Below are 24,730 nucleotides of genomic sequence, written 5' to 3' on the forward strand. Positions count from 1 at the left end.
CTGGCAGATCCAGCACGCCAAGACACCGGTCGTGCCCGCCGATTACTTCACCATCGGCAACCGCTATGCGGTGCGCGGCTTCGACGGGCAGATGACGCTGGCCGCGGAAGATGGCTGGACCTTGCGCAATGACCTGTCGCTGGACCTGGGCGGGTTGGCGGGCCTGCCGGGCCAGCAGCTTTATGCCGGGCTGGACGCCGGCCGCGTTGGCGGCCCGTCGGCCCAGTACCTGGCCAGTCGTACGCTGGTCGGCGCGGTGGCCGGTCTGCGCGGCCGCATCGCCATGCCCTATGTCAATGCCAGCTACGACCTGTCGGCCGGCTGGCCCCTGAAAAAGCCCGACAACCTGAAAACGCAAAGCACGGTGTTCGCCGCCACGCAGATGTTCGAGTTCTAGACCGTTCGGGGCTCGTGCACCCCGGCCGTCGTCCGTTCAGTTGCTTCACGCTTACCGAGAGTTGCCTCGCCATGTCCGAGCTTCGCTCCGCAGTCGTCTGGTTGGTCCTGACCACGCAGATCTGGACGCCCGTGCTGGCGCAGACGCTACCCATCTCCGTCGACAAGAGCGTGGCGGGCCAGAAGCCCGTGGTGGGCGTTGCCAACGGCGTGCCGGTGGTCAATATCGCGCCGCCCTCGGCCGGTGGCGTGTCGAACAATCGTTTCACCCAGTTCAACGTCGGCCCGTCGGGCGTGGTGCTCAACAACAGCGGCGCGGCCAGCCAGACGCAACTGGCCGGACAGGTGGCGGGCAACCCGATGCTGGGCTACCAGCGCGCCGCCACCATCCTGAACCAGGTCACTGCCGCCAACCCGTCGCGCCTGATGGGCATGCTGGAAGTGGCGGGCAACCGTGCCAACGTCATCGTCGCCAACCCGGCGGGTATCACCTGCAACGGCTGCGGCTTTCTGAATGCCAATCGCGCCACGCTCACCACCGGCAAGCCGGTCATCGGCCCGGACGGCACGCTGGGTTTTGACATCGCCAGCGGCCGCCTCGCGATCGAGGGCGCGGGCCTGTATGGCGCCAATCTCAGCCAGCTCGACCTGCTGGCCCGCACGCTGGAGCTGAACGCGCAGGTCTGGGCCGACCGCCTCAACGTGGTCGCGGGCGCGGCGCGGGTGGGCTACGACGGCATTGATGTATCCGCATTGGCCGGGGATGGCGCGGGCACCGGCGTTGCGCTCGATGTGGCGGCGCTGGGCGGCATGTACGCCAACAGCATCCGCCTGATCGGCACCGAAGCCGGCGTGGGCGTGAACGTGGGCGGCAACCTGGCGGCCTTGACCGGCACGCTGTCCGTCAGCGCCAATGGCGACGTCAGGATCCTGCCTTCGGCCCGCGTGCAGGCCGCCCGCGATCTGTCGCTGCAAAGCGGACGCGACATCGTCAACCAGGGCACCGCCACCGCGGGCGGTGCGTTGGCCTTCAACGCCGCCGGCAAGATCGTCAACCACAGCGCCATCTCGTCGGGCTCGGGCGCTAGCATCGTGGCGCGCCAGATGGAGAACCGTGGCGCGTTCACGGCGGGCCTGCAGGCCGATGGGTCGGTCAGCCCGTTGGGCACGTTGAGCGTGCAGGTCGATCAGTTGCTCAACCCCGGCGTGTTGGTGGCGGGCGGCAATGCCGCCGTCACCGCCGGCGTGCTGGGCCTGTCGGGCGGCAAGTTCGTTGCGGGCGGTGCGTTGACGCTGGATGCCACGGGCGCGGTCAGCAACCGCGCCGGCGAAGTGTATGGCGGCTCGGTGGTGCTGCGCGCCGCCAGTCTCGACAACAGCGGCGGCAAGCTCGCCAGCGGCGGCGCGCTTCGTGGCCGCGTGACGGGCGCCATCGACAACACCGGCGGCACGCTGGCAGGCGCGGGCGCGGTCGATGTCACGGGCAGGTCCGTGGTCAACGCGGCGAGCGGCGTGGTGTCGGGCGACAACGTGGCGCTGCGCGGCACCGATGCCATCGACAACCAGGGCGGCACGGTGCAGGCCAACGGCGCCTTGCGTGTCGAGACTGCCGGTGCACTCGACAACCGAGGCGGCAAGCTGCTGGGCGGCAGCGCCGACATTCAGGCGGCGAGCGTGGACAACCGCAACGGCGTGGCCCAGGCCGATGGCAAGTTGGCGATCACGAGCGGCGGCGTCTTGCGGAACCAGGACGGCGGCCTGTATGGCGGCACGGCGGATTTGAAGAGCGGCAGCCTGGAGAACGGCGCCGGACGCATCGCGACGGACGGCGCGCTGGATGTCACCGTCACCGGCGCCATCGACAACACCGGCGGCACCATCGCCGCCCAAGGCCTGGCCTCGTTGGACGCGCAACGCCTGACCAACACCCGCGGCATCGTCGCGGCTAATGGCCTCTCGCTCGAGACGCAAGGCGTGCTGGACAACAATGCCGGCCTGATCCAGGCCGACAATGCCTTGCTACTCACCGCCGGCAGTCTGAACAACCGCGACACGCTCGTCAACGGCGTCGCCGGCGCGGGCGCCACGGTCGCCGGCGCCCTCGGCATGATGGGCAAGCAGGTCACGCTCAACGCTGGTTCCATCGACAACCAGGCCGGCCGCATCGGCGCCGGCCAGGACCTCGGCGTGACCACCGGCGCGCTCGACAACGCGCGCGGCAACGTGTCATCCGACGCCAACGCCAAGCTCGCGTTCAGCAGCCTGGCCAACACGGGCGGCGCCCTGACCGCCGGCACTTCGCTGGAACTGGTCACCGGCAACCTCGACAACGACGGCAAGATCCATTCCGGCCAGGACCTGAAGATCACCGCCAATACGCTGACCAACCGCGCCGGCGGCGAACTGATCGCGGTGCGCAACAACGAGCTGGTCATCGGCGGCCTGCTGGCCAACGCCGGCCTGATCGACGGCGGCTACACCCGCATCCATGCCGGCAGCCTGACCAACACCGGCCGCATCTACGGCGACCGCATCGGCATCCAGACCCCGGTCCTGCTGAACGACGCCAACGCCGTCATCGCCTCGCGCAGCGACATGGACCTGGGCGTGGGCACGCTGACCAACCGCGAACATGCGCTGATCTACGTGGCGGGAGATCTGCGGATCGGCGGCACGCTGGACGCCGGCGGCAAGGCGGCGGGGCAGGCGACGCTGCTGGCCAACGAATCGGCCAGCATCGAAGCCGAGCGCAACGCAGACATCGCCGCGGCCAGTATCCAGAATCGCAACCTGCACTTTGCCAGCGAAACCGTCGAAGTCAGCCGCGAAGCCAAATGGTTCTATCGCTTGGACGGCACCACCGACATCGTCGACGGCGAGGGCATGTGGTTCTGCAACACCGTCAAATCCATCTGCGGCCGCGGGCCGAGCTGGATGGGACAGTACGACGAGCGGCGCCTGCTGATGCCGTCGGCGCGCTATCCGGAAAGCCAGTATGGGCCGCCGTTTGACTACAGCAATATCCAGAATGACCAGGAGGGGCGGGCGGGTATCAGTGCACCGATTGGCCTGGCGTATACACCGGAAACGCCGTTTTGCGATGGTGGCGATTCGGGCTTTTGTTCCGTCGACCCGGCCCAGTTCTTCTACAAACCCGACGCCAAGATCTGGTCGGTATTTGAAGTGGAGCGACCCTCGGGCATCAGAAAGCCGCCGGCACCCGACGATTGCGGACTGCGTTGCCCCGCGGATCTGGCCCAGCAGCAGGCCCAGTACGACCGCGATCTGGACCTGTACGACACGCTGAACGAGAAGATCAAGGCGTTCAACGCCGACTTCCGCAACAACCGCATGATCAAGGACTTCACCTTCTACGAGGTGACCGAGATCACGCGCGAAACGCGCATCACGCAAAGCGATCCGGGCAAGATCATCGTTGGCGGCAACGCCCGCCTTGCCGGCAATATCGTCAACGATAAGAGTCGCATCCTCGCCGGTGGCACCCTGAAGACCGAAGGCGGCACGCTGAGCAACGTCGGAGCCGAGGGGCTGCGCACGGTCGACCGTGTCGGCACCATGGCCTACACCTACGAGAAGAACGACTCCCGCAAGTACAACCGCTCCGACTACAACGCCACCGTCCTGGCCGAACGCATCGAGACCGGCCTGGGCGACGCGCAAGGCGGCGCCTCCTTCGCACCGTCCGGCCAGACGCCGGGGGGCAGCACCATCGTCCAGGCGCTGCCGCCAGCCACGCTGACGCGCATCACGCTACCCGGCAACCAGACCATCGCCGTCGTCGTGCTGCCGCCGACCATCCCGACCAGCAAGCTGTACCAGGTCGTTCCGGCGCCCAACGCGCCTTACCTGATCGCCACCGACAGCCAGTTCATCGGCTCGCGCACCGTGGTGTCCAGCGACTTCCTGCTGGAGAAACTGAACCAGGATCCCGGCCATATCCTCAAGCGCCTGGGCGACGGTTTTTATGAACAGAAGCTGGTCGCCGAGCAGGTCATGCTGGCCAGCGGCCAACGCTTCGTCGGCGACTACACCGACAACGAAACCCAGTACAAGGCGCTGCTGTCGGCAGGCGCCGACTTCGCCAACCAGTTCGGCCTGGCGGTGGGCACCGCGCTGACCGAAGAGCAGATGCGCCACCTGACCAGCGATATCGTCTGGATGGTGGAGCAGACCGTCACGCTGCCCGACGGCACGCAGCAAAAGGTGCTGGCGCCGCAGGTCTACCTGGCCGTCAAGCCGGGCGACCTGCGCGGCGACGGCACGTTGATTGCAGGCCGCGACACGCAGATGAGCGCGACGGGCGACGTGGCCAACAGCGGCACCATCGGCGCGCGCAATGCGTTGGTGGTCGATGCGCAGAACGTGCGCAACACCGTGGGCACGATACAGGGCAAGACCGTCAACCTGAATGCGCGCAATGACATTGATAATCTGGCGGGGTTGCTCAAGGGGGATGGCGTCACGCTGACCGCGGGCCGCGACATCAACCTCACGGCCAGCACCCAATCGAACGTGCGCGGCGGGATCAGCAACACCATCGTCGACGGGGTGGCCCGTATCGACGCCGGGACGCTGAATGCGCAGGCGGGCCGCGACGTCAACGCGCAGGCTGCCGCCATCGTCACCAGCGGTGATGCGAGCATTCGCGCCGGCAACGATATCAACCTGACCGCCGCGGGGACGAGCTACGGCGAGTCGTTCAACTTCGGCAAGAAGAACCGGTCGGAGATGCGTACGACGGAGGATATCGGTACGCAGATCGCCGCAGGTGGCAACCTGACGCTGATGGCAGTGAGGGACGTCAACGCCATCGCCGCGCAAGTCGCATCGGACAAGCAATTGGCTGTTGGCGCGGGACGCGACATCAACGTGCTGGCGGGGGACGCCAGTGGCTACACGTACAACGAGATCTACTACAAGACGAAAGGCTTCCTTTCCAGTAAGACGACGCACCGCATCCGCGAGACGGAATGGACCAAGGGAGTTAGTTCGACCTTTGGCGGCGACACGGTCGCGATGCTGGCCGGACGCGATATGACGGTCGTCGGCTCGAATATCGTCGGTGATCGCGATGTCGAGATCGCGGTTGGCAGAGATCTGCAGGTTCTGGCCAAGGACGAAACCTACAAGGACTATCAGTACGAAAAGGTCAAAAAGTCGGGCTTTGGCGGCGGCGGGTTCAGCATCGGCTACAACAAGCAAGAACGCACGGATTGGATGCGCGGGGCCAGTGGCGGCTATGCCGCGAGCACGATTGGCAGTGCTGGCGGTAACCTCACTATCGACGCGGGACGCGATGTCGGCGTCATGGCGAGCAATCTGCTGGCCCAGGATGGCAATATCTCCATCGTCGGCAGCAACGTCGCGATCATTGCCGGCGTCGGCGAAGCACGCCAGCATGAGTATCACGAGTTCAAACAGTCCGGCCTGACTATTGGCGTGGCAGGCGGCATGTTGGGCGCTGCCCAGCAGATTCAGGGCACCTTGCAGCAAGCTGGCGACGCCAAGAGCGGCAGGCTGGCCGCGGTCAAGGTGGGGCAGGCGGCTTATCAAGCGGTGCAGGCCAACCGGATGATGGACGCGGCAAAGGCTGACGATGCGTCGGTCGCGCAGAAGGACGCCGCCAGCGCCCAGATCCAGATTAGCCTGGGCTCCAGCAAGTCTGTCAGCGAAACGAAGCGCACCCAGGAAACCGCCTTTGGCTCTTCCGTCATGGCGGGCGGCAATATCTCCATCATCGCTTTGGGCGAAAAGGGCGTTGCCGGCTCGGGCAATCTCTCCATCATCGGCAGCGACCTGGCCGGCAAGAATGTACTGCTGGCGGCGACCAATGACCTGATGCTGCAAAGTCAGGCTCAGACATCCACCGAAGTCTCCACCAATAAGAACAGCGGCTGGAAGGTCGGCGTCGGCATCGGTGTCTCTGATAGCGGTAGCGGCGGCGGCATCAATATCTTTGCCAGCGGCTACGTCGGAAGCGGCAACGCCAAGGGGAACGGCACGACGTATCGCGAGACCCAGGTCAGCGCGCGCGACAACCTGACGTTGATCTCCGGCCGTGACACCGTGCTCGAAGGCGCCCAGGCGCGGGCGGACCGCATCCGCGCCGATATCGGCCGAAACCTGATTCTGGCGAGCCAGCAGGATTCGGATCGCTATGACGCCAAGCAAAAACAGGCCAATGCGGGGGCCAGCTTCAGTTTTGGGTCGATGACCGGCAACGCCTATCTCGGCGCGAGCATCGGCAAGACCAAGTCCAACTATGACAGCGTGATCGAGCAGACGGGCTTGTTTGCGGGTTCGGGGGGCTATGACATCTACGTTGGAAAACACACGCAGTTGGATGGCGCCGTCATCGCTAGCGACGCGGATGCTACGAAAAACTGGTTGTCCACCGAGACCTTGGGATTCAGCAACCTGCATAACAAGGCGGACTACAAGTCCACCACGGTCGGTATCAACCTGGGCATGTCCGGCGCGTTCGACAAACCTAACAAGGGCGATGCCTTGGGTGGCGGCCCGTCGGGTTTGAGTTTCGGAAGCACCAGCGGCAGTGAATCAGGCACGACACGCGCGGCTGTGTCGGCGGGCACGATCGAGGTGCGGTCGGACAAGGACACGGGTAGGGATAGCACGGCCGGGCTGAGCCGTGACACCGTAGGGGCGAACGGCAGTATTGGAAAGATCTTCGATAAGGATGAGGTTCGCGAGCAACTGGAGTTCCAGCAGGCGTTTGGGCAGCTGGGGATGCAGATTGCGGGGGATGTGGCGGACCAACTGAAGAAGGACAACCCGGGCATGTGGGGCGAGGACGGTGTCGGCCGTATTGCTCTGCATACGGCGGTCGCTGGTATTGGTGCAGCCCTGGGCGGTGGCAATGTGGCGGGTGCCATTGCAGGCACCGTAGCGGGAGATCTCGCCGCCAGCGTGATGCGTGACCAGGTCGAGAGAGCCGTCGCGGGTTTGCCGGCTGAAATGCGAGATCAAGTTGCCAAGATCATTTTGAACGTGGTCGCCAGCACGGCAGGCGGTATCGCTGGTGGGACTAGTGGCGCGGGCGGCGCGGCGGCGTCGGACATGTACAACAGGCAATTGCATCCGGATGAAGGCCTGTGGATCAAGAAAAATGCCAAACGCTACGCGGAAGAACAAGGTATTCCACTTGCCCAGGCCGAAGCTGAGTTGACGGGGCAAGCGCAACGACAGGCCGACTCGGCAGCCGCTGAACGCTATGTCGAAAATCAGAATGCTCGCGCGTTCCTGTCGCAGATGACGGGTACACAGGGTAATGGCTTTGTTTACTTTGACGGTAAGGCGGATCGTACTTACGACAACCAAATCCTTTTCGCTGGTGGAATCAAAGAGAACGCGGATCTGACCGAACTCTATGATTTGGCGTGGAAGCGATTGCAGGCTGGCCTCGAACATCCTTCGAATTTGACGGGATCAAACCGAGCCTTGGCAGACGCAACGCTCGATGTCGTCAACTATGTTTCCAATCAGGCAGAAATCGCCAAGGTGGCACAAGCGTTGCAGAACGAGCGTGCAAAAGCTGAGGCTGTTGGCGACTTTATCTTGCAGCGTGTTATTGACGACAAGCTGACGAACATCACCTTGATGCAGCAGGGAGGGGTGTTCGATTTGCAGGATCTCACCTGGGAGCAGCGAGAGGCGCTCGGGATGGCCCTGCAGGCCGGGTTGGAGGGCGGCCGGCTGTCAGTCTCTCAAGTTCGGGCAATGGTCGCGAAGGCGCGGGTTGAGGCCGTAGCTGGGGATAAAGGGTCGACAACTCCGGCGTCTGCTGATACATCGACCGGTTCGACATCACATACGGTGCGGAATGCCGAAGTATTGGATAAGGACGGGAAGGTACTAGTACGGCAGAATTCAGAAACCGGGGAGTACGAAGCTATTGGCGGAAGGTCGCTCGGCTATACCGGGAAAAACTCAGATGCAGATGCTGCTAAATTAAAGAACCTTTTCCCAAATGATCCCGTGATGCCAGGCCCCCGGTATGAATTGATTTTAAATGAATCGGGAGATTATAAATATCGCACGTCGACAGGGGAATTGCGTACGCCAAAAGGGCAGTTCGACTTCATTCAAAATGGTGGAAAAATATACATCGCTCCTACTAGGGATGATGGCTTCTCGGGGCATTTGTCCCTGTCAAAAGGGGCTGACATAGAATTCTCCGGGCAAATACAGTTCTCTCAAAAGGGTGGGTTGAAGGAATGGGACAACAAATCTGGTCACTACCAACCTCCTGCATCTATGGCGCAGAAAGTAGATTTGCCACAGGAAAAATTCATACAAAAATGGTGAGATTGATATGAAGCCTTCTTCAGAGCTGGAAGATTTGGATAACTTGTTATCGATGCTCTTGTTGCGTAGATCTAGTGGAGAAGAGAATAGGCTTAGTCAAATTGTTCGGCGACTATCGTCTGATAAAAAGATAGAAATTATAGAAAGACTGTCGAAGAAAAGCGTTCGTCTAGCGGCGTCAATTGCGGCTCGAGCTAATCTTTCGATAGATCAGCAATCTGTTCTTTTTGCGAAAATTTTGAAAAGGGAGCAAAGCAATGAAATTAGACAATACGTTGATCGCCTATTTGCCCATAGATTGGGTATAGCCAGAATTCTGAAAATACTTATAAAGTATGAAGACTCCAATCCAAAGGGAGTGTATTTTGCAGCCTACTATTTGGGAAGTGATGATTCTCTTTCCGTATTGAATAAAAAGCGAGTTGTTGAATTACTTGAAAGGGCAAAAATTAAGGCTCTTGGACAATAGGGAAGAATTCAGACTATGTTTTCCGGCGAAGCCTAGAGCCTCCACGGTCTACACCGAGATCTTCCCATTCGCCGAGCCGGCTACTGCCGAGTAGTCAGCTACCGCCAGTCCGCAGTTTGCTTCATTGGTTACCACGAACATCATGCGTTCACTTAAATTGGCAGCTACTGCCGCTGTGTTGCTGCTGACGTCGGGCTGCGCCTTCATCATGGGTTCCCCGGCCAAGCCTTTGGCTACGAACCCCGGGCCGGATGAAGTAATCAGTCCGGTGTTGGTCTATACGTCCGACTGCGATTTCCAGAAGCAATTGGACGACACGGGCTGGATCGGCGCGCGTACCGCGCTGCCTGCGCTGTATGCAGCCGAGGCGGTCTGCAAGGCCCTGAACAACGAACTACCAGGGGCGATGGATGCGGCAGGCATCAAGGCGACATTCAAGCTGCGCAAGGTGAATCCGGATTCCGCGCGGCCTTTGACCTTGAAGGAAGACGCAGCGGCCATCGGGGCAAAGTATGTGGTGGCATTGGGCGAACCCTATGGCTTTGGCGGCTATCAGCAATACGGCCCATCGGTAAGCATCAAGGTGCGCCTGTATGACGCCGTATCGGGTGAATACCGCGGCTACGCCGAAGACACCTATCCGATTTCCTTGCGCGACTACTCCAATCGGGGGCCGGCCGCAGACGGCCTGCGGATCGCGGCGGATATGGCGCAAATGTTGGCGCGCACGATGCGCAAGCGCTGCACCGAGGCCTATCCTTATCAATGCGGCAAGACAGGCTTGTTCCGCCTGGCCGAGCCTCGCGACTCCTATGGCAAATGAGCACCGCGTTTGCCGTGGCTAATTTATTCTCTTTTGAGTGAGTGGTAGATGATTGCTGTGTTGCGTTGCATGGCGCCCGCTGTGTTGCTGGGCGGTGCCTTGGCGGGTTGCTCCGCCACCAACCCCAATATCCTCAGCCGTTACGACGCTGGCAGCAGTGCGCGGGTTCGCGTGTATGTGTATACGGCGGATCGCATCCGCCTGGATTTTGACAGGACGTGCTTCCTGCCCGCGTCGGGTCTGTTCGGCCATGGCGACGGCCTGGAGACGATCCAGCGCTCGCACATGCGCGGCAGCGGCAGCGTTGGAATGCCGCCTTCGCCGAACATTTCGGGCCAGGTGTTCGACGAATTCATCATCAAGGCGGGTATTCCGGTAACCATCTACGGTCAGGTCGGCGGGACGTACAGAAGCGCCGGGCCTTATGGGTCCGTGACCACCACGAGTTGGCCCGAGACGAAGAATGCCGGGTATTTCACGCCAGCCGCTGGCAAGGACTACGAGGTCTATGTGGAGCGGCGCGCGGTCGTGGTGCAGGACATCACGGTGCCCGGCGCCAGCGCAGCGGAACGGGTGGTGCCATTGATGCCGGCTTCGCCCTGCCCGGAACCCTCTGCGACCGTGATGCCGAAGGTCTGACCGTGGTCGCAGGGCCTATCTGATACGCGGCGTCTCAAATCGGCCATTCCCCCAACCGATACGCCGAATCCCAGAATATCCATTCCAACTGCGCCGCATGCGTATACGCCCGATGCATCTCATCGCGCGTCTGCGCCGACGCTTTCTCCGCTGCCTGATCCACCGACGCGATCACTTCACGCACCAGCGCGTGGAATTCGTCGCCGGCGTACGTATCGATCCAGGCCCCATACGGATTGGGACGCGTCGCCCGCGCGTGGATGTCGCGCCCGATCTCGGCATAGATCCAGAAGCACGGCAGCAACGCGGCCAACGCCACCGGGTACGGCGCGCTCCACGCCGTGGCGATGAGGAAGCTGGTGTAGTGATGGCTGGCGGGCGACAGCGGGGTGCGGGCGAACGTCTCGGCGTCGATGCCGAACTGCTTCATGAAGCCTTCGTGCAGGCTGCGTTCGACCACCACGGCGTTCTTGGCCGCGTCGGCGAACTGCACCACGCCGTCGGCATGGTCGGCCTTGGCGGCGGCCACGGCCAGGGCGCGGCCGAAGGCCAGCAGGTAGTGCGCGTCCTGGATCATGTAGTGGCGGAACGCCTGTTCGCTGAGTTGGCCGCTGGCCAGTTCCCGGTTGAACGGCATGGTGCGCGTTTTTTCGTACAGCGCGGCGTTGCGCGCCCAGGCGTCGGTGCTGAAAGACATGGCAATCCTCAAGGCGAAATCGGACGGCGCGTGCGCGCGCGTCGAGGGTGAGGACCAAGGGTATCAACAATTGCGCGGCGCGTCGGCGGGGGGGGGGGGGCGCCGCGGCCGCGGGCTGTCAGACGTCGTCGAAGTAGAACGCCTTGTTTATCTTGGCTTCGAGCTTGAGATAGGCGGCGGATTCCTGCCAGACCTGGCAGGCGCCGATCAGAAACAGCACGCCGACGACGGCGGCAATGGCGCCCAGCCAGCTGAAGCTCACTGCCAGCAGGATCAGCGGCACGGCACAGACTAGCGCCAGCCACCATTGCAGCAGCAGCTTCAGCAGCATGCCGAGGAAGAAATAACCGGCCACCAGTCCCACCAGCACGGCGACGACGATCAGGAATTCCATGGCTGTCAGGCCGCCAGGATGCGCGCTTTCTGCTCGGCGAACTCCGCGTCGGTCAGTATGCCGCGGTCGCGCAGGCTGGCCAGTCGCTCCAGCTTGGCGATGATGTCGTCATCCGGAACGGCGGCCTTGGCGGCGGGCTGCTGCATGAAGCGCGCCTTGCGTGCCTCAATGGCCTCCTGCACGCGGTTGGCGAACCGCATGACGGTCTTTTTCCAGACGTTGCGTATCTGGTAGCTGCCGGCGCTGTCCTGGATGGCGATGTTGCCGAACATGAGGCCGGTCTCGCCGGACACGGCGTTGACCTTGTCCAGGTCGATCGCGGTCTGGCGCAGTCCGTAGATCAGGCCCTTGTCGAGGAAGATGATGCGCTTGTCGGTCAGCGTGATGAGCCAGGTGTTGTTGTTCATCATGCCGGAGGTGAAGGCCAGGATTTCCTCGTCGTCGTACAGCACGTGGGGCAGGTGGTTCAGTTCCTTCTTGGTGAAGAACTGGTCGTCGCCGATTTCACGGGCGATTTCGTCATAGCGCGCTTTCAGTTGTTCGGGCGACGCGTTTTTATAGTCGAAGGCCATGCACTTCCTTGCATCCGGTTATGGCATCGGCAGCCAAAGCGCGCCTATCTTAAGCCATACTGTGGTCTCGCGTGGCGGCGCGCAGTCAATACTCCGGGCCCTGCGCGGGGCCGGGAGGTTGTCTGTCGATTGTCGAGATTCGAAGCGACGCAACGCCAGCTGCGCGCGCCGCATGCCAGAGGGCGCAGGGCCTATTGCATGTACCACCCATGGCTGACCACGAACGACTGCCCCGTGAACGCCGCGCTGGGGAAGGTCGACAGGAACAGCGCCGTCTGCGCCACGTCCTCGACCGTGGTGAAGATGCCGTCGACGGTATCGCCCAGCATCACCTTCTTGACCACGTCTTCCTCGCTGATGCCGAGCTCCTTGGCCTGCTCGGGAATCTGCTTTTCGACCAGCGGGGTACGCACGAAGCCGGGGCAGATGACGTGCGAGCGCACGTTGTGCTTGGCGCCTTCCTTGGCCAGCACGCGTGCCAGGCCCAGCAGCGCATGCTTGGCGGCGACGCAGGCGGACTTGAGCGGCGAGGCTTCGTGCGAATGCACCGAGCCCATGTAGATCACGACGCCGCCGCGATCGTCCTTGTACATGTGCTTGAGCGCGGCTTTGGTGGTGAGAAAGGCGCCGTCCACGTGGATGGCCTGCATCTTCTTCCAGTCGGCGAAAGCGAAGTTCTCGATGGGGTTGACGATCTGGATGCCGGCGTTCGAGATCAGGATGTCGATGCTGCCGTAGGCGGCAGCGACGCGGTCGATGCCTTGGTTGACGGCGTCTTCGTTGGTGACGTCCATGGCCACGCCCATGGCCTTGCCGCCGGCCTGTTCGATTTCATGGGCGACGGCCTCGGCGCCGGCCAGGTTCAGGTCGGCGATGGCGACTGCGGCGCCGGCGCGCGACAGGGTCAGCGCGATTTCCTTGCCGATGCCGCTGGCGGCGCCGGTGACGACCGCGACTTTTCCGTTCAGATTGCTCATGCTGGGGACCTCCGGGTATGGATGCCGCGAGCCGGGATGCGCCCGCGGATGCGAGGGGCATGGGTTGATGGTAACGCGCCAGGATGAGAGGCGCCTGAATGGTCCGGTCAGGTAACTTTCTATGTCATTTGCTTCGGACGACGGCGCAGCACGGTGCGCAGGGCCGGCCTAGCGCATGTGGCGATACCGGGGCTGCGGCAGGTTGGCGACCGCCCGCTACGCCCCGGCTGCTGTTACCAACCGCACTGCGGCCTGCATTCAGCGGTTGCCGGCTGCTCCCGGCTGCGCGAGAATCCGCGGCATTCGAGCCCGCCGCGCAGGCGGGATCCTGGTTTCTTACAGAGCGAAGACTAGCGTGTCATCAGTCATGGATGGTCGGGCGGGCAAAGGCGGCAGGATGGCGGACAGGTGGGCGCGGCGCATGGCGGCGTTACTGCTGGCTCTGGGGACTGGCGTGGCGCAGGCCGCGCATGTGGTGGTGGACACGGGTCATACCCCCAGCCAGCCTGGCGCGACGGGCGCCAGCGGCCGGGTGGAGTATCAGTACAACCTGGACTTGAGCGGCGCGGTGGCCACCGACCTGCTGGCCCTGGGGGATCGGGTGACGCGGGTATCGGCCGATGGCGCCGAGATACCGTTGGGCCGCCGTACCCGGGTCGCGCCGGATGCGGACCTCTTCATATCGATCCACCACGATTCGATGCAGCAGCAGTACATTGACGCCGGTCGCCAGCGCGAATTCTCGGGATTCTCCATTTTTGTCTCACAGCGCAATCCGCGCTACGCCGACAGCCTGCGCTGTGCCAAGGCGATCGGCGAGGCGTTGCTGGCGGCGGGCGAGAAGCCGTCGCTGTATCACGCCGAGCCCATCGCCGGCGAGAACCGGCCATTGCTGGACCGCCGCCTGGGCGTGCATCGCTACGACGGGCTGGCGGTACTCAAGACCGCCACCATGCCGGCGGTGTTGGTGGAGGCGGGCGTGATCGTGAATCCGGACGAGGAAGCCAGGCTGGCCAGGCCGGAGACCATTCAGCGGCTGGCAGGCGCGATCGCCGGCGGCGTGCACGCTTGCCAGGTGCGCTAACGCGCGGCGTGCGACATCCGACCTGGGGCATGGCGATCCCGGGCGGGATGGATAAAATCCCGGTTTCGAGGGGCGGGCCGCGCCGCCTGGTTGACGTGGCGGCGCGAAGCGGAGGCGATCCGGCTCGCGGCATGCGTTCCGAGCACAAGGACTGATAATGCTGAAAAGAAAACTGACGGCACTGGGCATGGGCCTGGCGTTCACCCTGATGGGCGGTCTGTCCACCGCGCCCGCGCAGGCCCAGGCGCCGGCGCAGCAGCAAGAGACGCCCGAGCGCTATGGCCCGTTCTTCTATCTGCCGAGCGAGCCGAACCTGCTGATCTATGTGGGCGCGGTCAGCGCCAATGATTTGCTGCACATGAAGAAGGCGCTGCGCGAGCATCCGACCATCTCCACCCTCATCCTGCAGAACAACGGCGGCGGACTGGTGCACATTGGGCTGGTGGTGGCCGAAGAGGTCTATGAGCGCGGGCTCAATACCTATATTCCCAAAGACAGCTACTGTGCCTCGGCCTGCGCGTTCGTGTTCTTTGCCGGGCGTCAGCGCCTGGCCGAGGGCCGCCTGGGCGTGCACCAGATCACCGCGCCTGAGATGACGGGCGAACAGGCCCAGTTCGGCGTGTCGGATATCGTCGCCACCTTGCCGAAGTATGGCGTGTCTGCGGATGTCCTGGGCATCATGTTCAGCACGCCGTCCAAGGAGATGTATTTCTTCTCGCCTCAGGAGATCGCCAAGTACGGCATCAACCGCACGGGCAACGTGAAGACGGCGGCCAGCGAGCCGCGGCAGGCGGGTAGCCCGCGCACGCCGCCCGCGTCCGCGCCCGCCGCCACGCCCGCGCCGCAGGCACAGGCGCCAGCCGACGATACCCGCCTGCCGCCGCGCCGTCCGGCCGCGTCGCCGGCGCCCTCCGGCCCCGCGCCGGTGGCGAATCCGTATATGACCAAGGAGCCCGCGCCGGCGCCGCTTTCCGACGAACAACGGGCGATCAATGCTGCGACCCTGATGATCCAGGCGGGTAGCGGCACCAATGAAGAGGCGATGAACTTCACGCGCGAGTTCTATGCGGATACGGTCGACTATTTCAAGAAGACGCGCCCGAAATCGGAGATCCTGGCGGACAAGACGGCCTATTTCGCGCGCTGGCCGGTGCGGCGCTTCGTGGTGGACCAGAACTCGCTCCGGGCCAAATGCCAGGACCAGATGTGCATGGTCAAGGGCCTCTACGATTTCAAGGTATCGAGCCCGGCGCGCGGCAAGACCGCGACCGGCACGTCCAATTTCACGTATGTCCTGGACCTGCGCAACCGTTATCGCATCGTCATGGAAGACAGTGAGGTCGTCAGCCGTTGAAGCCGCGGCGCGACGCCAGGGAGAAGCACAATGCGTTTCATGAACCGCGTGGCCCGGTTGCTGTGCCTGGTAGGGGTGGGCGCCTTGTCGGCTCCCGTGTGGGCGATCGATTGCCACAAGGCCGGCAACCCCGCCGAGAAGCTGATCTGCTCGGACCGCGCGGCGGTGGCCGCCGACGCCGAGTTGAACCGCGCCTACGCCGCATTGCTCAAGCAGGCGCCCGACGCGGAGATCCGCAAGATGCTGGTGGAAAGCCAGCGCCGCTGGATCGAGGCCCGCGACATGCGCCTGGAAGGTCTGGTCTCCGATGCCGAATCGTTGCCTGACGACAAGACGCCGGGCGCTGTCGCGGCCGATCTGATCCGCGCCCGTGCCGGCGAGTTAAGGGAGCGCAGCAAGGGCGACAACATTCCAAGGCTGATCCGGACGGCCTTGAAGCAGCGTGAGTTTCGCGGCCAGTTCACCGGTGGCCCCTATTCCGGCTATGAGGTGTCGTGCGATGTGCTGCCGCCGGACTACAAGTATTACGCTTGCTTCGCGACCCGCCACTACCAGAACAATGAGCGCGTCTGCAGCGCGCAAGAGTATTGGGCCACCGGCTCGGTCTACGCGCAGCGCTATGTGGCCAAGGTCGTCGACAACAAACCGGTGCCGGTCGCGTCCTGCTCGTATAACGGCGATGACGCTGCCTGCCCGGGTAGCATTGCCGATGATGCGCGCTGGAATACCGGGCCCAAAGTGCATGCGCCGACGTATTCGTCCAAGCCCTTGCCGCAGGTCGATGGCGAGGTCGACGACAGCGACGATTATGGCTGGATCAAGGCCTGCCTGACCGACGGCAACTTCCCGTTGTCCAATCCGACGGCGGCAGGCCGCTAGGGCGGGCGAGGTTCGCCTCAGGGGGGCGGCGCGCTGGTCGAGGCGCTAGCCCGGTGCGCGGGCGAGACGCTTGCGGTGGCGCCTGGCGTAGTCCTGCAGCGCATCGCGCAACACCACCGCCTGGTTGTGCTCGCTGTCGCGGGCGCCGTACAGCAGGGTCAGCGGACGCTCGCCAGCGGCTTGCAGCAGAGCCTGCATACGCGCCTGCTGCTCGGGCTTGGCCAATTCGGCCAGGTATTGCTCGCGGAACGTGTCCCAGTGTTCATCCACGTGGCAGAACCACTTGCGCAGTTCGGCGCTGGGAGCGAGGTCCTTGGCCCATTCGTCCAGTGCCAGGTCGGCGCGGCGCAGGCCACGCGGCCATAGGCGGTCCACCAGGGCCCGGTAGTGCCCATCGGGACCGATGCCTTCATAGACGCGTTGCACGGAGACGGCGGACGGCTTCATGGCGGCTCCTGTCTGCGGTGCCACCAGTCTACTCCCGCCGGGCGCGATGCTAGGCCGTGGCTTTGGCCTGCGGCACGGTGGCGCCGCCGGCGCGCAGCAGCAGAAAGCCCACCACCGCCGAGGCCAGCGAACCGGTCAGCACGCCGATCTTGGTGGCGTCGACCGCGGCCGGATCGGAGAAGGCCAGCGCGCCGATGAACAGGCTCATGGTGAAGCCGATGCCGCACAGCAGCGCCACGCCGTACAGCTGGGTGAAGCTGGCGTGACGCGGCAGGCTGGCGATGCCGGACTTGATGGCCAGCCAGGCGAAGCCGAACACCCCCAGCTGCTTGCCCAGGAACAGCCCCAGCGCCACGCCCAGCGGCACCGGTTGCGCCAGGCTGGACAGGCCCATGCCGGCAAATGACACCCCCGCATTGGCGAAGCCGAACAGCGGCACGATCAGCAGGGCCACGGGCTTGTGCAGCGCATGTTCCAGCGCGTGCAGCGGCGAATGCTCGCCGGCGTGGCCCTGGCTCTGTGGACGCAGCGGAATGGTCAGCGCCAGCGCCACGCCGGCCAGCGTGGCATGTATGCCGGACTTCAGCACGAAATACCAGAGCACCATGCCGATCAGCAGATATGGCGTCAGGCGCAGCACGCCGGCCCGGTTCAGACACACCAGGCAGGCCAGCAGCGCCCCGGCCATGGCCAGCGCGAACAGGTTCAGTTCGGAGGTGTAGAACAACGCAATGATGACGATGGCGCCCAGGTCGTCCAGGATCGCCAGCGCTGTCAGAAACACTTTCAGGGAGGTTGGCACGCGGCTGCCCAGCAGGGCCAGGATGCCCAGCGCGAAGGCGATGTCGGTGGCGGCCGGAATGGCCCAGCCGCGCAGGGTGTCCGGGCTGCCCAGGTTGATCAGGACGTAGATCAGGGCCGGCATGACCATGCCGCCCAGGGCGGCAATGCCGGGCAACACGATGCGGGCCGCGCCGCGCAGTTGGCCATCCAGCACTTCGCGTTTGATCTCCAGGCCTACCAGCAGGAAGAACACCGCCATCAGGCCATCGTTGATCCAGTGCAGCACCGATTCCTTGAGGGTTACGGGCCCGGCCTGGAACCCCAGCTTGGCGCCGAGCACGTCGAAATAATGAGGGGCGAGCGGGCTATTGGCGATGATCAGCGCGACGACCGCGGCCAGCATCAGGACGTAGCCGCCCAGCGCTTCCGAGCGCAGGAATGCCTGCATGAAAGAAACGGGCCGGTTCGCGGGAGAGGCCTGCAAGGTCAATATCCACTCCTTGATTGCTGCGGTGCAGCGTAAAACGACAAATATTGAATATTACCTGAATTCAGACTGATCCTAGATAGAAAGGGTGTTGATTTCTATAGGATTTGACTCTGTTCGCTTGGATGGGCCGGCGCCTGGCCGCCGCCTCCAACGCTGTCATTCCGCCTTCCTGGAGATCCCGCCTTGTCGCCGCTTTATGTTTTGACGTATCACCCGACAGCGGACGCTCCCGGCCGGATGGTGGAGGTACAGCCGCAGCCCATGGTAGCGCCCGACGCCGCCTATCGGGTGGCTCGATTGGAGGCCAGCGCGCAGGTGCTCGATTGGGCCGCGCAGGGGGCGCGTTTCGATCTGTCCGCCACCGGCGCCATCCGGGTCTGGCAGGATGGCGCACTGATTGCCGCCGAAGCGCCCCACGATGGCGCCGCGCCGCTGGCGCCCGCCGATTGCGCCTACCTGGGCGCCTACCTGATCTGGCAAGGTCACAGCTGGAGCGAAGGGGCCGCCGGGCCGGCGGCCGCGGTGCAGGGCGCCCGGCCGCAGTTGCGCATCCTGCACACCGAGGCCGCCACCTCGTTCGGTGGCCAGGAATACTGCATCTACAAGGAAATGCTGGCGATGCGCGCGCGCGGCCACGAACTCGAAGCGGTCTGCCAGCCGCACTCGGAGCTGGCGCGGCGGCTGCAGGAGGCCGGTTTTCGGGTGCACACGATGCCGATGGATGGCGTGGTTCATGGCTGGCGTGCCATCGCCTGGATCCGCCGGCTCCTGCGCCGCACGCCCTTCGATGTGGTCCACACGCACAGCCGGCGCGATACCGTGCTGGGGGCCATTGCCGCCCGTCTGGCAGGCACGCCGTTGATCGTGCGCACGCGCCACCTGGCCAAGCCGATCCATTCCCTCTATGCCTACACCTGGCTGGCGCACGGCGTGATCGCCGTCAGCGAATTCGTGCGCCGCCAATTGCTCGATAGGGGCGCGCCGCCGCGCAAGGTCGCCATGGTGCATTCCCCGGTCGAGTTCCCCGCCGCTGGCGACGCGACCCGCGTGCGGCGTGAACTGGGGCTATCGGCCGACACGCCTGTCGTCGGCTGTGTCGCGGCCATGCGCGCGGACAAGGGCCATTACGACCTGCTGGACGCGTTCGAGCGTATCAGCAGCCGCCATCCGCGGGCGCATCTGGTGCTGGCGGGCGATGGCGAACCGATGTTGTCGTTGCTGCGGGCCCGTGCCGTGGCGCTGGGGCTGGCTGGACGTATCCATTTCCTGGGGTGGCGCGAAGACATCGCCGAGGTCATGATGGCATTCGATATCTTCGCGCTGCCCACCCGCCGCGAAGCGCTGGGGACGGTGTTCATCGAAGCCGCGGCGCTGGGCGTGCCGGTGATCGGGGGCGATGTGGACGGCGTTCCGGAGACCCTGTTGCCCGGGGTCTCGGGCTTGCTGGTGCCGCCCGGCGATGTGCCCGCGCTGGCGCAGGCGCTCGATGTGCTGCTGGGCGACGAGCCGCGCCGGCGCGAGATGGGCCGGATGGGCCGCGCCTACGTGGCGAGCGGCCGGTTCAGCCCGGCCGCCACGGCCGCCCAGCTCGAGACCGTCTATCTGCGCTGGCTGGCGCGCCGCGGGCGGCGCGCCGGTGGTCAACGGTGACGCCGGGAGGCCGGTGGCCTTGTCACGGGTTCAGTGCCACAGCAGCGCGTTCATGGCTTCGACCAGCCGGTCGCGGTAGCGCGGCAGCAGGGCGCGCACGCGTGCCTGGCGTGCGTGCCAGTCGGCGGATTCGGCGCCCGGGGCGATACGCGGGGCCGCCCAGATCGGGTCGGGGAAATGGCGGTCGCCGCGCCAGCGCGGGATGACGTGCCAGTGCAGGTGCGGCACCATGTTGCCCAACGAGGCCAGATTGATCTTATCCGGCGCCAGGATCGACTGCTGCGCCTCTTCCACCACGTACACCGCGCGCATCAGCAGGTCGCGGCCGTGGGCCGACAGGCTGGTCATCTCGGCTAGGTGGCCGTTCCACACCACGCGGGTGAAGCCGGGGTAGTCGGGATCATCGACCTCGATCAGGCGCAGGTGCGGCCCGCGCCACAGCAGCGCGCCGCCGTCGTCCTGGCACAGCGGACAGTCCGGATCGCGCGCGCTCATGGCAGCGCCTTGCGGTATTGGATGAAGCCGGAGCGGTCGGCGATGCGGTCGTACAGTTGCATGGCGGTGGCGTTGGTCTCGTGGGTCAGCCAGTACACGCGGGCGCAGTTGGCGTTGGCGGCCTGCGCATAGACGTGTTCGATCAGCTTGCGGCCGGCGCCGGTGCCACGGGTGTCGGGGGCCACGTAAAGGTCTTGCAGGTAGCAGTAGTCGCCCGCCGTCCAGGTGGAGCGGTGGAAGATCCAGTGCACCAGGCCGACGGCCTTGCCGCTGTCGTAGGCCAGGGCGGCGTGCATCGGCTCGGCCGGGTCCAGGAAGCGGCCCCAGGTGTTGCGGGTGACGGCATCGGCGATGTCGACGCGATAGAAGTCCTGGTAGCCCTTCCACAGGGGCAGCCAGACGTCAAAATCGGCGGCGACGACGGGGCGGATTTCGGCGGAACTCATGAGACGGGCCTCCAGCGGGTCAGAGTTGGTTTTCCAGGGCTTCGACGATGTGCCATAGCACTTGCAGGCGCGCGTAGCGCTTGTCGTTGGCGGATATCAGATGCCACGGCGCGTGCTTGACGTCGGTACGCGCCAGCATTTCGTTGGTGGCGGCGGCGTATTCCTTCCATTTGTCGCGGTTGCGCCAGTCGTCGGGGGTGATCTTGAAGTTCTTGAACGGCGATTTCTCGCGGTCCTTGAAGCGTTCGAGCTGCACGTCCGCGGTGATCGCCAGCCAGAACTTCAGCACCAGCGCGCCGCTGCCGGCCAACTGCGCCTCGAAGTCGTTGATTTCGGCATAGGCGCGGCGCCAGTGCGATGGTGGGGTGATTTTCTCGACCCGCTCGACCAGCACCCGTCCGTACCAGGAGCGGTCGAAGATGGCGATACGGCCGCGCCCCGGCACATGGCGCCAGAAGCGCCACAGATAGGGGCGCGACGATTCGTAGCTGTTGGGCGCGGCCACCGGCGTGATGTCATACTGGCGCGCGTCCAGCGCATGCGTGATACGGCGGATAGCGCCACCCTTGCCGGCGGCGTCCTGACCCTCGAATACCAGCACCAGCGAGCGTTCCTGGAACTTCTTCGAGCGCGCGGCGCGCGCCAGGCGGCCTTGCAGCAGGCCCAGCTCGGACTCATAGTCCTCGCGGTCGAGCTTGGCGTCATAGTCGAGCTGGCCGAGCCGGTCGAGGATGCGGGCCGGGCCGGTATGGGCCACGAAGGTCGGCGGGATGCGTGGCACGCTCTGCTGGCGCATGGCGGCCAGCACCGCTTCGGCGGTGCGCGCCGCGCGCATGTTCTCGTCGGCGCTGGGAATCACCACCCATGGCGCGTGGCCGCTGTCGGTGTGATTGATGACGACCTGGCCGCTATTGCGGATGCGGTCGTACTTCTTGTGTACCTTGAGATCGATCGGGCTGACCTGCCAGGAGGTCTCGGGACTGGCCAGCAGGCGCTTGGCGCGCGCCCGCTGGGCGTCGCTCGACAGGTGGAACCAGAGCTTGACGATCTGCGTGCCTTCGGCCGCCAGCATGGCCTCGAAGCGACGGATGGCCACCGACTGGGCCTCGATGCTGTCCTGGTTGGGGTGCTTGCGCGACGCTTCGCGGATCAGCGGGGCATACCAGGAACCGAAGACGATGCCGGTGCTGCCCTTGGGGGGCAGGTCTTTCCAATAGCGCCACATCGGCGGCCGTTCGAGTTCCTCGCCTTCCGGCGGGCCATAGGCCAGCGTCTTGATGTGGCGCGGGTCCATCCACTCGTTGAGCAGGTTGACGGTGGCGCCTTTGCCGGCGCCGTCGATGCCGGCGACCACGACCAGCAGGGATTTTTCAGCCTTTTGCAGGCGCTGGTATTGCGCATTCAGGAGCGCGACACGCAGCTTGGCTTCCAGCGGCTTGAAGGCTTCCTTGGTCAGGACTGGGTCGGCTTCGGCTTCGGCGAACATGGAGGGGTTCCGTCTGATCGGCAATCGGGTGATCGGCCGATCTTGCGGGATATCCCGGCGGCGCGCAAGTGCGTCGCCGGGGGCGCCGTGCCAGGTGCGGAACTAGAGGGCGTCCACCGGGATCTTGAGGTAGCGCACGCCGTTGTCTTCGGCTGGCGGGAAATGGCCCGCGCGGATATTGACCTGGATGGCCGGCAGAATCAGCGTGGGCATGGCCAGGGTGGCATCGCGTCCGGTGCGCATGGCGACGAAGTCGTCTTCGGAGATGCCATCGCGCACATGGATGTTGCCGGCGCGCTGCGCGGCCACAGTGGTTCGCCAAGCGGCCTCGCGGCCGGCGGGCGGGTAGTCATGGCACATGTACAGGGTGGTGTCGGCGGGCAGGCTCAGCAGGCGCTGGATGGAGCGGTACAACTGGTGCGCATCGCCGCCGGGGAAATCGCAACGGGCGGTGCCGACGTCGGGCATGAAAAGGGTGTCGCCGACGAAGACCGCATCGCCGATGCGGTAGGCCATGTCGGCCGGCGTATGGCCGGGCACATGTATGGCGCTGGCGGCCAGCGCGCCGATATGGAAGGTCTCGCCATCGGCAAAAAGGTGGCCGAACTGGGAGCCGTCGAGCTGGAACTGCGGTTCGAGGTTGAAGATCTTCTTGAATACGCCCTGCACGGTGCGGATGCTCTCGCCGATGGCGATGGTTCCGCCCAACTGGCGCTGCAGGTACGGAGCCGCCGACAGGTGATCGGCATGGGCGTGGGTTTCCAGCAGCCATTCGGTATGCAGGCCATGCTCGCGCACATAGGCGGCGACGCGGTCGGCGCTGGCGGTGGTGGTGCGGCCGGACTTGGGATCGTAGTCCAGCACCGAGTCGATGATGGCGCAGGCGCCGCCAGGGGCGGGCTCGTGCACCACATAGGTGACGGTGGCAGTGACCGGGTCGAAAAAGGCTTGGATCTGCGGAGTCATGGCGGTTGCCTTGGCCGGATGGTGGCGGAGTCGATGAAACAATATACTTTTTTAAATAAAATTGTTGAATAGTTTATTCGTCAATATAATGATCAAACTATTTTCTGGTGATTGACCCCCATCAAATGAATGCTCCCCTTACCGAATGCGAAGTCGCCGCGCTGCGCGAGTCCGCCTCGCAGGCCTGCACCTTGCTCAAGGCGCTGGCCAATGAAGACCGCCTGCTCCTGCTGTGCCAATTGGTGCAGGGCGAGCGCAATGTCGGCGAACTCGAATCCCTGACCGGCATCCGCCAGCCGCCCCTGTCGCAGCAATTGGGCGTGCTGCGCGACGAAGGCCTGGCAACCACGCGCCGCCAGGGCAAGTATGTGTACTACCAGCTGGCCAGCTTCGAGGTCAGCCAGGTCATGAAGACCCTGTCCAGCCTGTATTGCGGCCGGACCATGGCGGCGCTCGCATCATGATCGACGCCGCCGCTTTCACGCCCTGGAGCGCGCTGGCCGGCGGCGCCGTCATCGGCGCGGCCGCCGTCCTGATGATGCTGGGCGCGGGCCGCATCGCCGGGATCAGCGGCATCCTTGGCGGGTTGCTGCCGCCTGATCGCAATGCCTCCTGGCGCCTGGCGTTTTTGCTCGGGCTATGTCTGTCACCCTGGCTGTATCAATGGGGCAGCGCGCTGCCGCCGATCGTGGTGGAGGCGGGCAACGGCCGCCTGATCGCCGCCGGCCTGCTGGTGGGCATCGGCACCCGATACGCCTCGGGCTGCACCAGCGGTCACGGTGTTTGCGGCCTGGCGCGCGGCTCGCGCCGTTCCTTGGTGGCGACCGCCCTGTTCATGGCAGCCGGATTCGCCATGGTGTATGTCGTGCGACATCTGATCGGAGCCTGACATGGCGGCATTGTTCGCGTTTCTCGCAGGGCTGGTGTTCGGGCTGGGGTTGATCATCTCCGGCATGGCCAACCCCGCCAAGGTTCTGGGTTTCCTGGATCTGGCCGGGCGTTGGGATCCTTCGCTGGCGCTGGTGATGGGCGGCGCGCTGGCGGTGACCGCCGCGGGTTTTGTCTGGCTGCGCCGGCGCCGCGTCAGCCTGTCCGGCGAGCCGCTGCAATGGCCCACTGCCACGCGTATCGACCCGCGACTGGCGCTGGGCAGCCTGGCGTTCGGCGCGGGCTGGGGCCTGGCGGGGTTCTGCCCGGGGCCGGCGCTGGTGGCGGCCGCGGCCGGCGTGCCCGAGGCTCTGATCTTCGTGGCGGCCATGGTGGCCGGCATGGCGCTGTTCTCGGCAATTCAGTACATGACGAACCGGCCGCCCCGGACCGGTCGATAGAAGGGAGAC

At 64.7% G+C, this 24,730-nt stretch carries 22 protein-coding genes; 12 read left to right on the top strand and 10 right to left on the bottom strand.

From position 1 onward, the window contains the following. The 5 genes from HV701_RS21360 to HV701_RS21380 all read left to right on the top strand — a co-directional run. Nucleotides 1-397, top strand: a 397-nt coding sequence (locus HV701_RS21360) for a ShlB/FhaC/HecB family hemolysin secretion/activation protein (protein ID WP_175135012.1), incomplete at its 5' end; no start/stop codon positions are given. 71 nt (nt 398-468) lie between these two features. Further along, nucleotides 469-8,742: a hemagglutinin repeat-containing protein gene (locus HV701_RS21365; protein ID WP_254595225.1), complete on the top strand. Its 8,274-nt coding sequence runs from the start codon at nt 469-471 to the stop codon at nt 8,740-8,742. A gap of 7 nt (nt 8,743-8,749) precedes the next feature. Further along, nucleotides 8,750-9,211, top strand: a complete 462-nt coding sequence (locus HV701_RS21370; protein ID WP_175135013.1) for a hypothetical protein — start codon at nt 8,750-8,752, stop codon at nt 9,209-9,211. A 142-nt stretch (nt 9,212-9,353) separates the two neighbouring features. Continuing rightward, entirely contained in the window at nt 9,354-10,034 is a 681-nt protein-coding gene (locus HV701_RS21375) for a hypothetical protein (RefSeq protein ID WP_175135014.1), read from the top strand. Nucleotides 10,035-10,082: 48 nt separating this feature from the next. Next, nucleotides 10,083-10,673: a hypothetical protein gene (locus tag HV701_RS21380; RefSeq protein ID WP_254595226.1), complete on the top strand. Its 591-nt coding sequence runs from the start codon at nt 10,083-10,085 to the stop codon at nt 10,671-10,673. A 34-nt stretch (nt 10,674-10,707) separates the two neighbouring features. Here the strand turns inward: HV701_RS21380 and tenA are convergent, their stop codons facing one another. The 4 genes from tenA to HV701_RS21400 form a co-directional block, all read right to left on the bottom strand. Further along, nucleotides 10,708-11,370: a thiaminase II gene (gene tenA, locus HV701_RS21385; protein ID WP_175135015.1), complete on the bottom strand. Its 663-nt coding sequence runs from the start codon at nt 11,368-11,370 to the stop codon at nt 10,708-10,710. A gap of 118 nt (nt 11,371-11,488) precedes the next feature. Then, nucleotides 11,489-11,764 carry a hypothetical protein gene (locus HV701_RS21390; RefSeq protein WP_175135016.1) on the bottom strand — a complete coding sequence of 92 codons (276 nt, stop codon included), beginning with the start codon at nt 11,762-11,764 and terminating at the stop codon, nt 11,489-11,491. A 5-nt stretch (nt 11,765-11,769) separates the two neighbouring features. Beyond that, nucleotides 11,770-12,336: a PH domain-containing protein gene (locus HV701_RS21395; protein WP_175135017.1), complete on the bottom strand. Its 567-nt coding sequence runs from the start codon at nt 12,334-12,336 to the stop codon at nt 11,770-11,772. Nucleotides 12,337-12,527: 191 nt separating this feature from the next. Continuing rightward, the gene (locus HV701_RS21400; RefSeq protein WP_175135018.1) at nt 12,528-13,313 is read right to left on the bottom strand and encodes a 3-hydroxybutyrate dehydrogenase; all 786 of its coding nucleotides are present in this window, start codon (nt 13,311-13,313) and stop codon (nt 12,528-12,530) included. Between the two features lie 421 nt (nt 13,314-13,734). Here HV701_RS21400 and HV701_RS21405 point away from each other — a divergent pair, with 421 nt between their 5' ends. The 3 genes from HV701_RS21405 (at nt 13,735) to HV701_RS21415 (ending at nt 16,630) form a co-directional block, all read left to right on the top strand. Then, nucleotides 13,735-14,397: an N-acetylmuramoyl-L-alanine amidase family protein gene (locus HV701_RS21405; protein WP_175135019.1), complete on the top strand. Its 663-nt coding sequence runs from the start codon at nt 13,735-13,737 to the stop codon at nt 14,395-14,397. Between the two features lie 157 nt (nt 14,398-14,554). Beyond that, a complete protein-coding gene (locus HV701_RS21410) occupies nt 14,555-15,751 on the top strand; it encodes a COG3904 family protein (protein ID WP_236755521.1) in 1,197 nt (398 codons plus the stop codon). Between the two features lie 30 nt (nt 15,752-15,781). Further along, the gene (locus HV701_RS21415) at nt 15,782-16,630 is read left to right on the top strand and encodes a lysozyme inhibitor LprI family protein (protein ID WP_175135020.1); all 849 of its coding nucleotides are present in this window, start codon (nt 15,782-15,784) and stop codon (nt 16,628-16,630) included. A 45-nt stretch (nt 16,631-16,675) separates the two neighbouring features. On the opposite strand, the gene HV701_RS21420 is transcribed toward HV701_RS21415, so the two are convergent. Further along, on the bottom strand, nt 16,676-17,077 hold the full coding sequence (locus HV701_RS21420; protein WP_175135021.1) for a DUF488 domain-containing protein: 402 nt from the start codon (nt 17,075-17,077) through the stop codon (nt 16,676-16,678). A 49-nt stretch (nt 17,078-17,126) separates the two neighbouring features. Then, complete coding sequence (nhaA, locus tag HV701_RS21425; RefSeq protein ID WP_236755523.1) at nt 17,127-18,308, bottom strand: Na+/H+ antiporter NhaA; 1,182 nt, start codon at nt 18,306-18,308, stop codon at nt 17,127-17,129. Between the two features lie 585 nt (nt 18,309-18,893). On the opposite strand from nhaA, the gene HV701_RS21430 reads away from it, so the two are divergent. Beyond that, the gene (locus tag HV701_RS21430; RefSeq protein ID WP_254595228.1) at nt 18,894-20,000 is read left to right on the top strand and encodes a glycosyltransferase; all 1,107 of its coding nucleotides are present in this window, start codon (nt 18,894-18,896) and stop codon (nt 19,998-20,000) included. A gap of 30 nt (nt 20,001-20,030) precedes the next feature. Here HV701_RS21430 and HV701_RS21435 read toward each other — a convergent pair whose 3' ends face one another. The 4 genes from HV701_RS21435 to HV701_RS21450 all read right to left on the bottom strand — a co-directional run bounded on the left by HV701_RS21435 (nt 20,031) and on the right by HV701_RS21450 (nt 23,393). Continuing rightward, a complete protein-coding gene (locus HV701_RS21435) occupies nt 20,031-20,495 on the bottom strand; it encodes an HIT family protein (RefSeq protein ID WP_175135024.1) in 465 nt (154 codons plus the stop codon). Continuing rightward, on the bottom strand, nt 20,492-20,941 hold the full coding sequence (locus tag HV701_RS21440; protein ID WP_175135025.1) for a GNAT family N-acetyltransferase: 450 nt from the start codon (nt 20,939-20,941) through the stop codon (nt 20,492-20,494). Before HV701_RS21440 ends, HV701_RS21435 begins: the two co-directional genes overlap by 4 nt. Before the next feature lie 19 nt (nt 20,942-20,960). Beyond that, on the bottom strand, nt 20,961-22,427 hold the full coding sequence (gene pap, locus HV701_RS21445) for a polyphosphate:AMP phosphotransferase (RefSeq protein ID WP_175135026.1): 1,467 nt from the start codon (nt 22,425-22,427) through the stop codon (nt 20,961-20,963). 102 nt (nt 22,428-22,529) lie between these two features. Next, on the bottom strand, nt 22,530-23,393 hold the full coding sequence (locus HV701_RS21450; RefSeq protein ID WP_175135027.1) for an MBL fold metallo-hydrolase: 864 nt from the start codon (nt 23,391-23,393) through the stop codon (nt 22,530-22,532). A 125-nt stretch (nt 23,394-23,518) separates the two neighbouring features. Between HV701_RS21450 and HV701_RS21455 the strand changes: the two genes are divergently transcribed. The 3 genes from HV701_RS21455 to HV701_RS21465 are packed head-to-tail and all read left to right on the top strand — an operon-like array spanning nt 23,519 to nt 24,721. Next, on the top strand, nt 23,519-23,857 hold the full coding sequence (locus HV701_RS21455) for an ArsR/SmtB family transcription factor (protein WP_175135028.1): 339 nt from the start codon (nt 23,519-23,521) through the stop codon (nt 23,855-23,857). After that, nucleotides 23,851-24,282, top strand: coding sequence for a YeeE/YedE family protein (locus HV701_RS21460; RefSeq protein WP_175135070.1), 432 nt, complete (start codon nt 23,851-23,853; stop codon nt 24,280-24,282). The genes HV701_RS21455 and HV701_RS21460 overlap by 7 nt, the downstream gene beginning before the upstream one ends. 1 nt (nt 24,283) lies before the next feature. Beyond that, entirely contained in the window at nt 24,284-24,721 is a 438-nt protein-coding gene (locus HV701_RS21465; RefSeq protein ID WP_175135029.1) for a YeeE/YedE family protein, read from the top strand. Nucleotides 24,722-24,730 lie beyond the last annotated feature (9 nt).

The organism is Achromobacter pulmonis (assembly GCF_902859765.1).
Classification (GTDB): Bacteria; Pseudomonadota; Gammaproteobacteria; order Burkholderiales; family Burkholderiaceae_B; genus Achromobacter; species Achromobacter pulmonis.

Coding starts and splice junctions, on each gene's coding strand:
- HV701_RS21365 (WP_254595225.1), top strand. CDS start 469: ATGTCCGAGCTTCGCTCCGCAGTCGTCTGGTTGGTCCTGACCACGCAG.
- HV701_RS21370 (WP_175135013.1), top strand. CDS start 8,750: ATGAAGCCTTCTTCAGAGCTGGAAGATTTGGATAACTTGTTATCGATG.
- HV701_RS21375 (WP_175135014.1), top strand. CDS start 9,354: ATGCGTTCACTTAAATTGGCAGCTACTGCCGCTGTGTTGCTGCTGACG.
- HV701_RS21380 (WP_254595226.1), top strand. CDS start 10,083: ATGATTGCTGTGTTGCGTTGCATGGCGCCCGCTGTGTTGCTGGGCGGT.
- tenA (WP_175135015.1), bottom strand. CDS start 11,370: ATGTCTTTCAGCACCGACGCCTGGGCGCGCAACGCCGCGCTGTACGAA.
- HV701_RS21390 (WP_175135016.1), bottom strand. CDS start 11,764: ATGGAATTCCTGATCGTCGTCGCCGTGCTGGTGGGACTGGTGGCCGGT.
- HV701_RS21395 (WP_175135017.1), bottom strand. CDS start 12,336: ATGGCCTTCGACTATAAAAACGCGTCGCCCGAACAACTGAAAGCGCGC.
- HV701_RS21400 (WP_175135018.1), bottom strand. CDS start 13,313: ATGAGCAATCTGAACGGAAAAGTCGCGGTCGTCACCGGCGCCGCCAGC.
- HV701_RS21405 (WP_175135019.1), top strand. CDS start 13,735: ATGGCGGCGTTACTGCTGGCTCTGGGGACTGGCGTGGCGCAGGCCGCG.
- HV701_RS21410 (WP_236755521.1), top strand. CDS start 14,555: ATGCTGAAAAGAAAACTGACGGCACTGGGCATGGGCCTGGCGTTCACC.
- HV701_RS21415 (WP_175135020.1), top strand. CDS start 15,782: ATGCGTTTCATGAACCGCGTGGCCCGGTTGCTGTGCCTGGTAGGGGTG.
- HV701_RS21420 (WP_175135021.1), bottom strand. CDS start 17,077: ATGAAGCCGTCCGCCGTCTCCGTGCAACGCGTCTATGAAGGCATCGGT.
- nhaA (WP_236755523.1), bottom strand. CDS start 18,308: ATGCAGGCATTCCTGCGCTCGGAAGCGCTGGGCGGCTACGTCCTGATG.
- HV701_RS21435 (WP_175135024.1), bottom strand. CDS start 20,495: ATGAGCGCGCGCGATCCGGACTGTCCGCTGTGCCAGGACGACGGCGGC.
- HV701_RS21440 (WP_175135025.1), bottom strand. CDS start 20,941: ATGAGTTCCGCCGAAATCCGCCCCGTCGTCGCCGCCGATTTTGACGTC.
- pap (WP_175135026.1), bottom strand. CDS start 22,427: ATGTTCGCCGAAGCCGAAGCCGACCCAGTCCTGACCAAGGAAGCCTTC.
- HV701_RS21450 (WP_175135027.1), bottom strand. CDS start 23,393: ATGACTCCGCAGATCCAAGCCTTTTTCGACCCGGTCACTGCCACCGTC.
- HV701_RS21455 (WP_175135028.1), top strand. CDS start 23,519: ATGAATGCTCCCCTTACCGAATGCGAAGTCGCCGCGCTGCGCGAGTCC.
- HV701_RS21465 (WP_175135029.1), top strand. CDS start 24,284: ATGGCGGCATTGTTCGCGTTTCTCGCAGGGCTGGTGTTCGGGCTGGGG.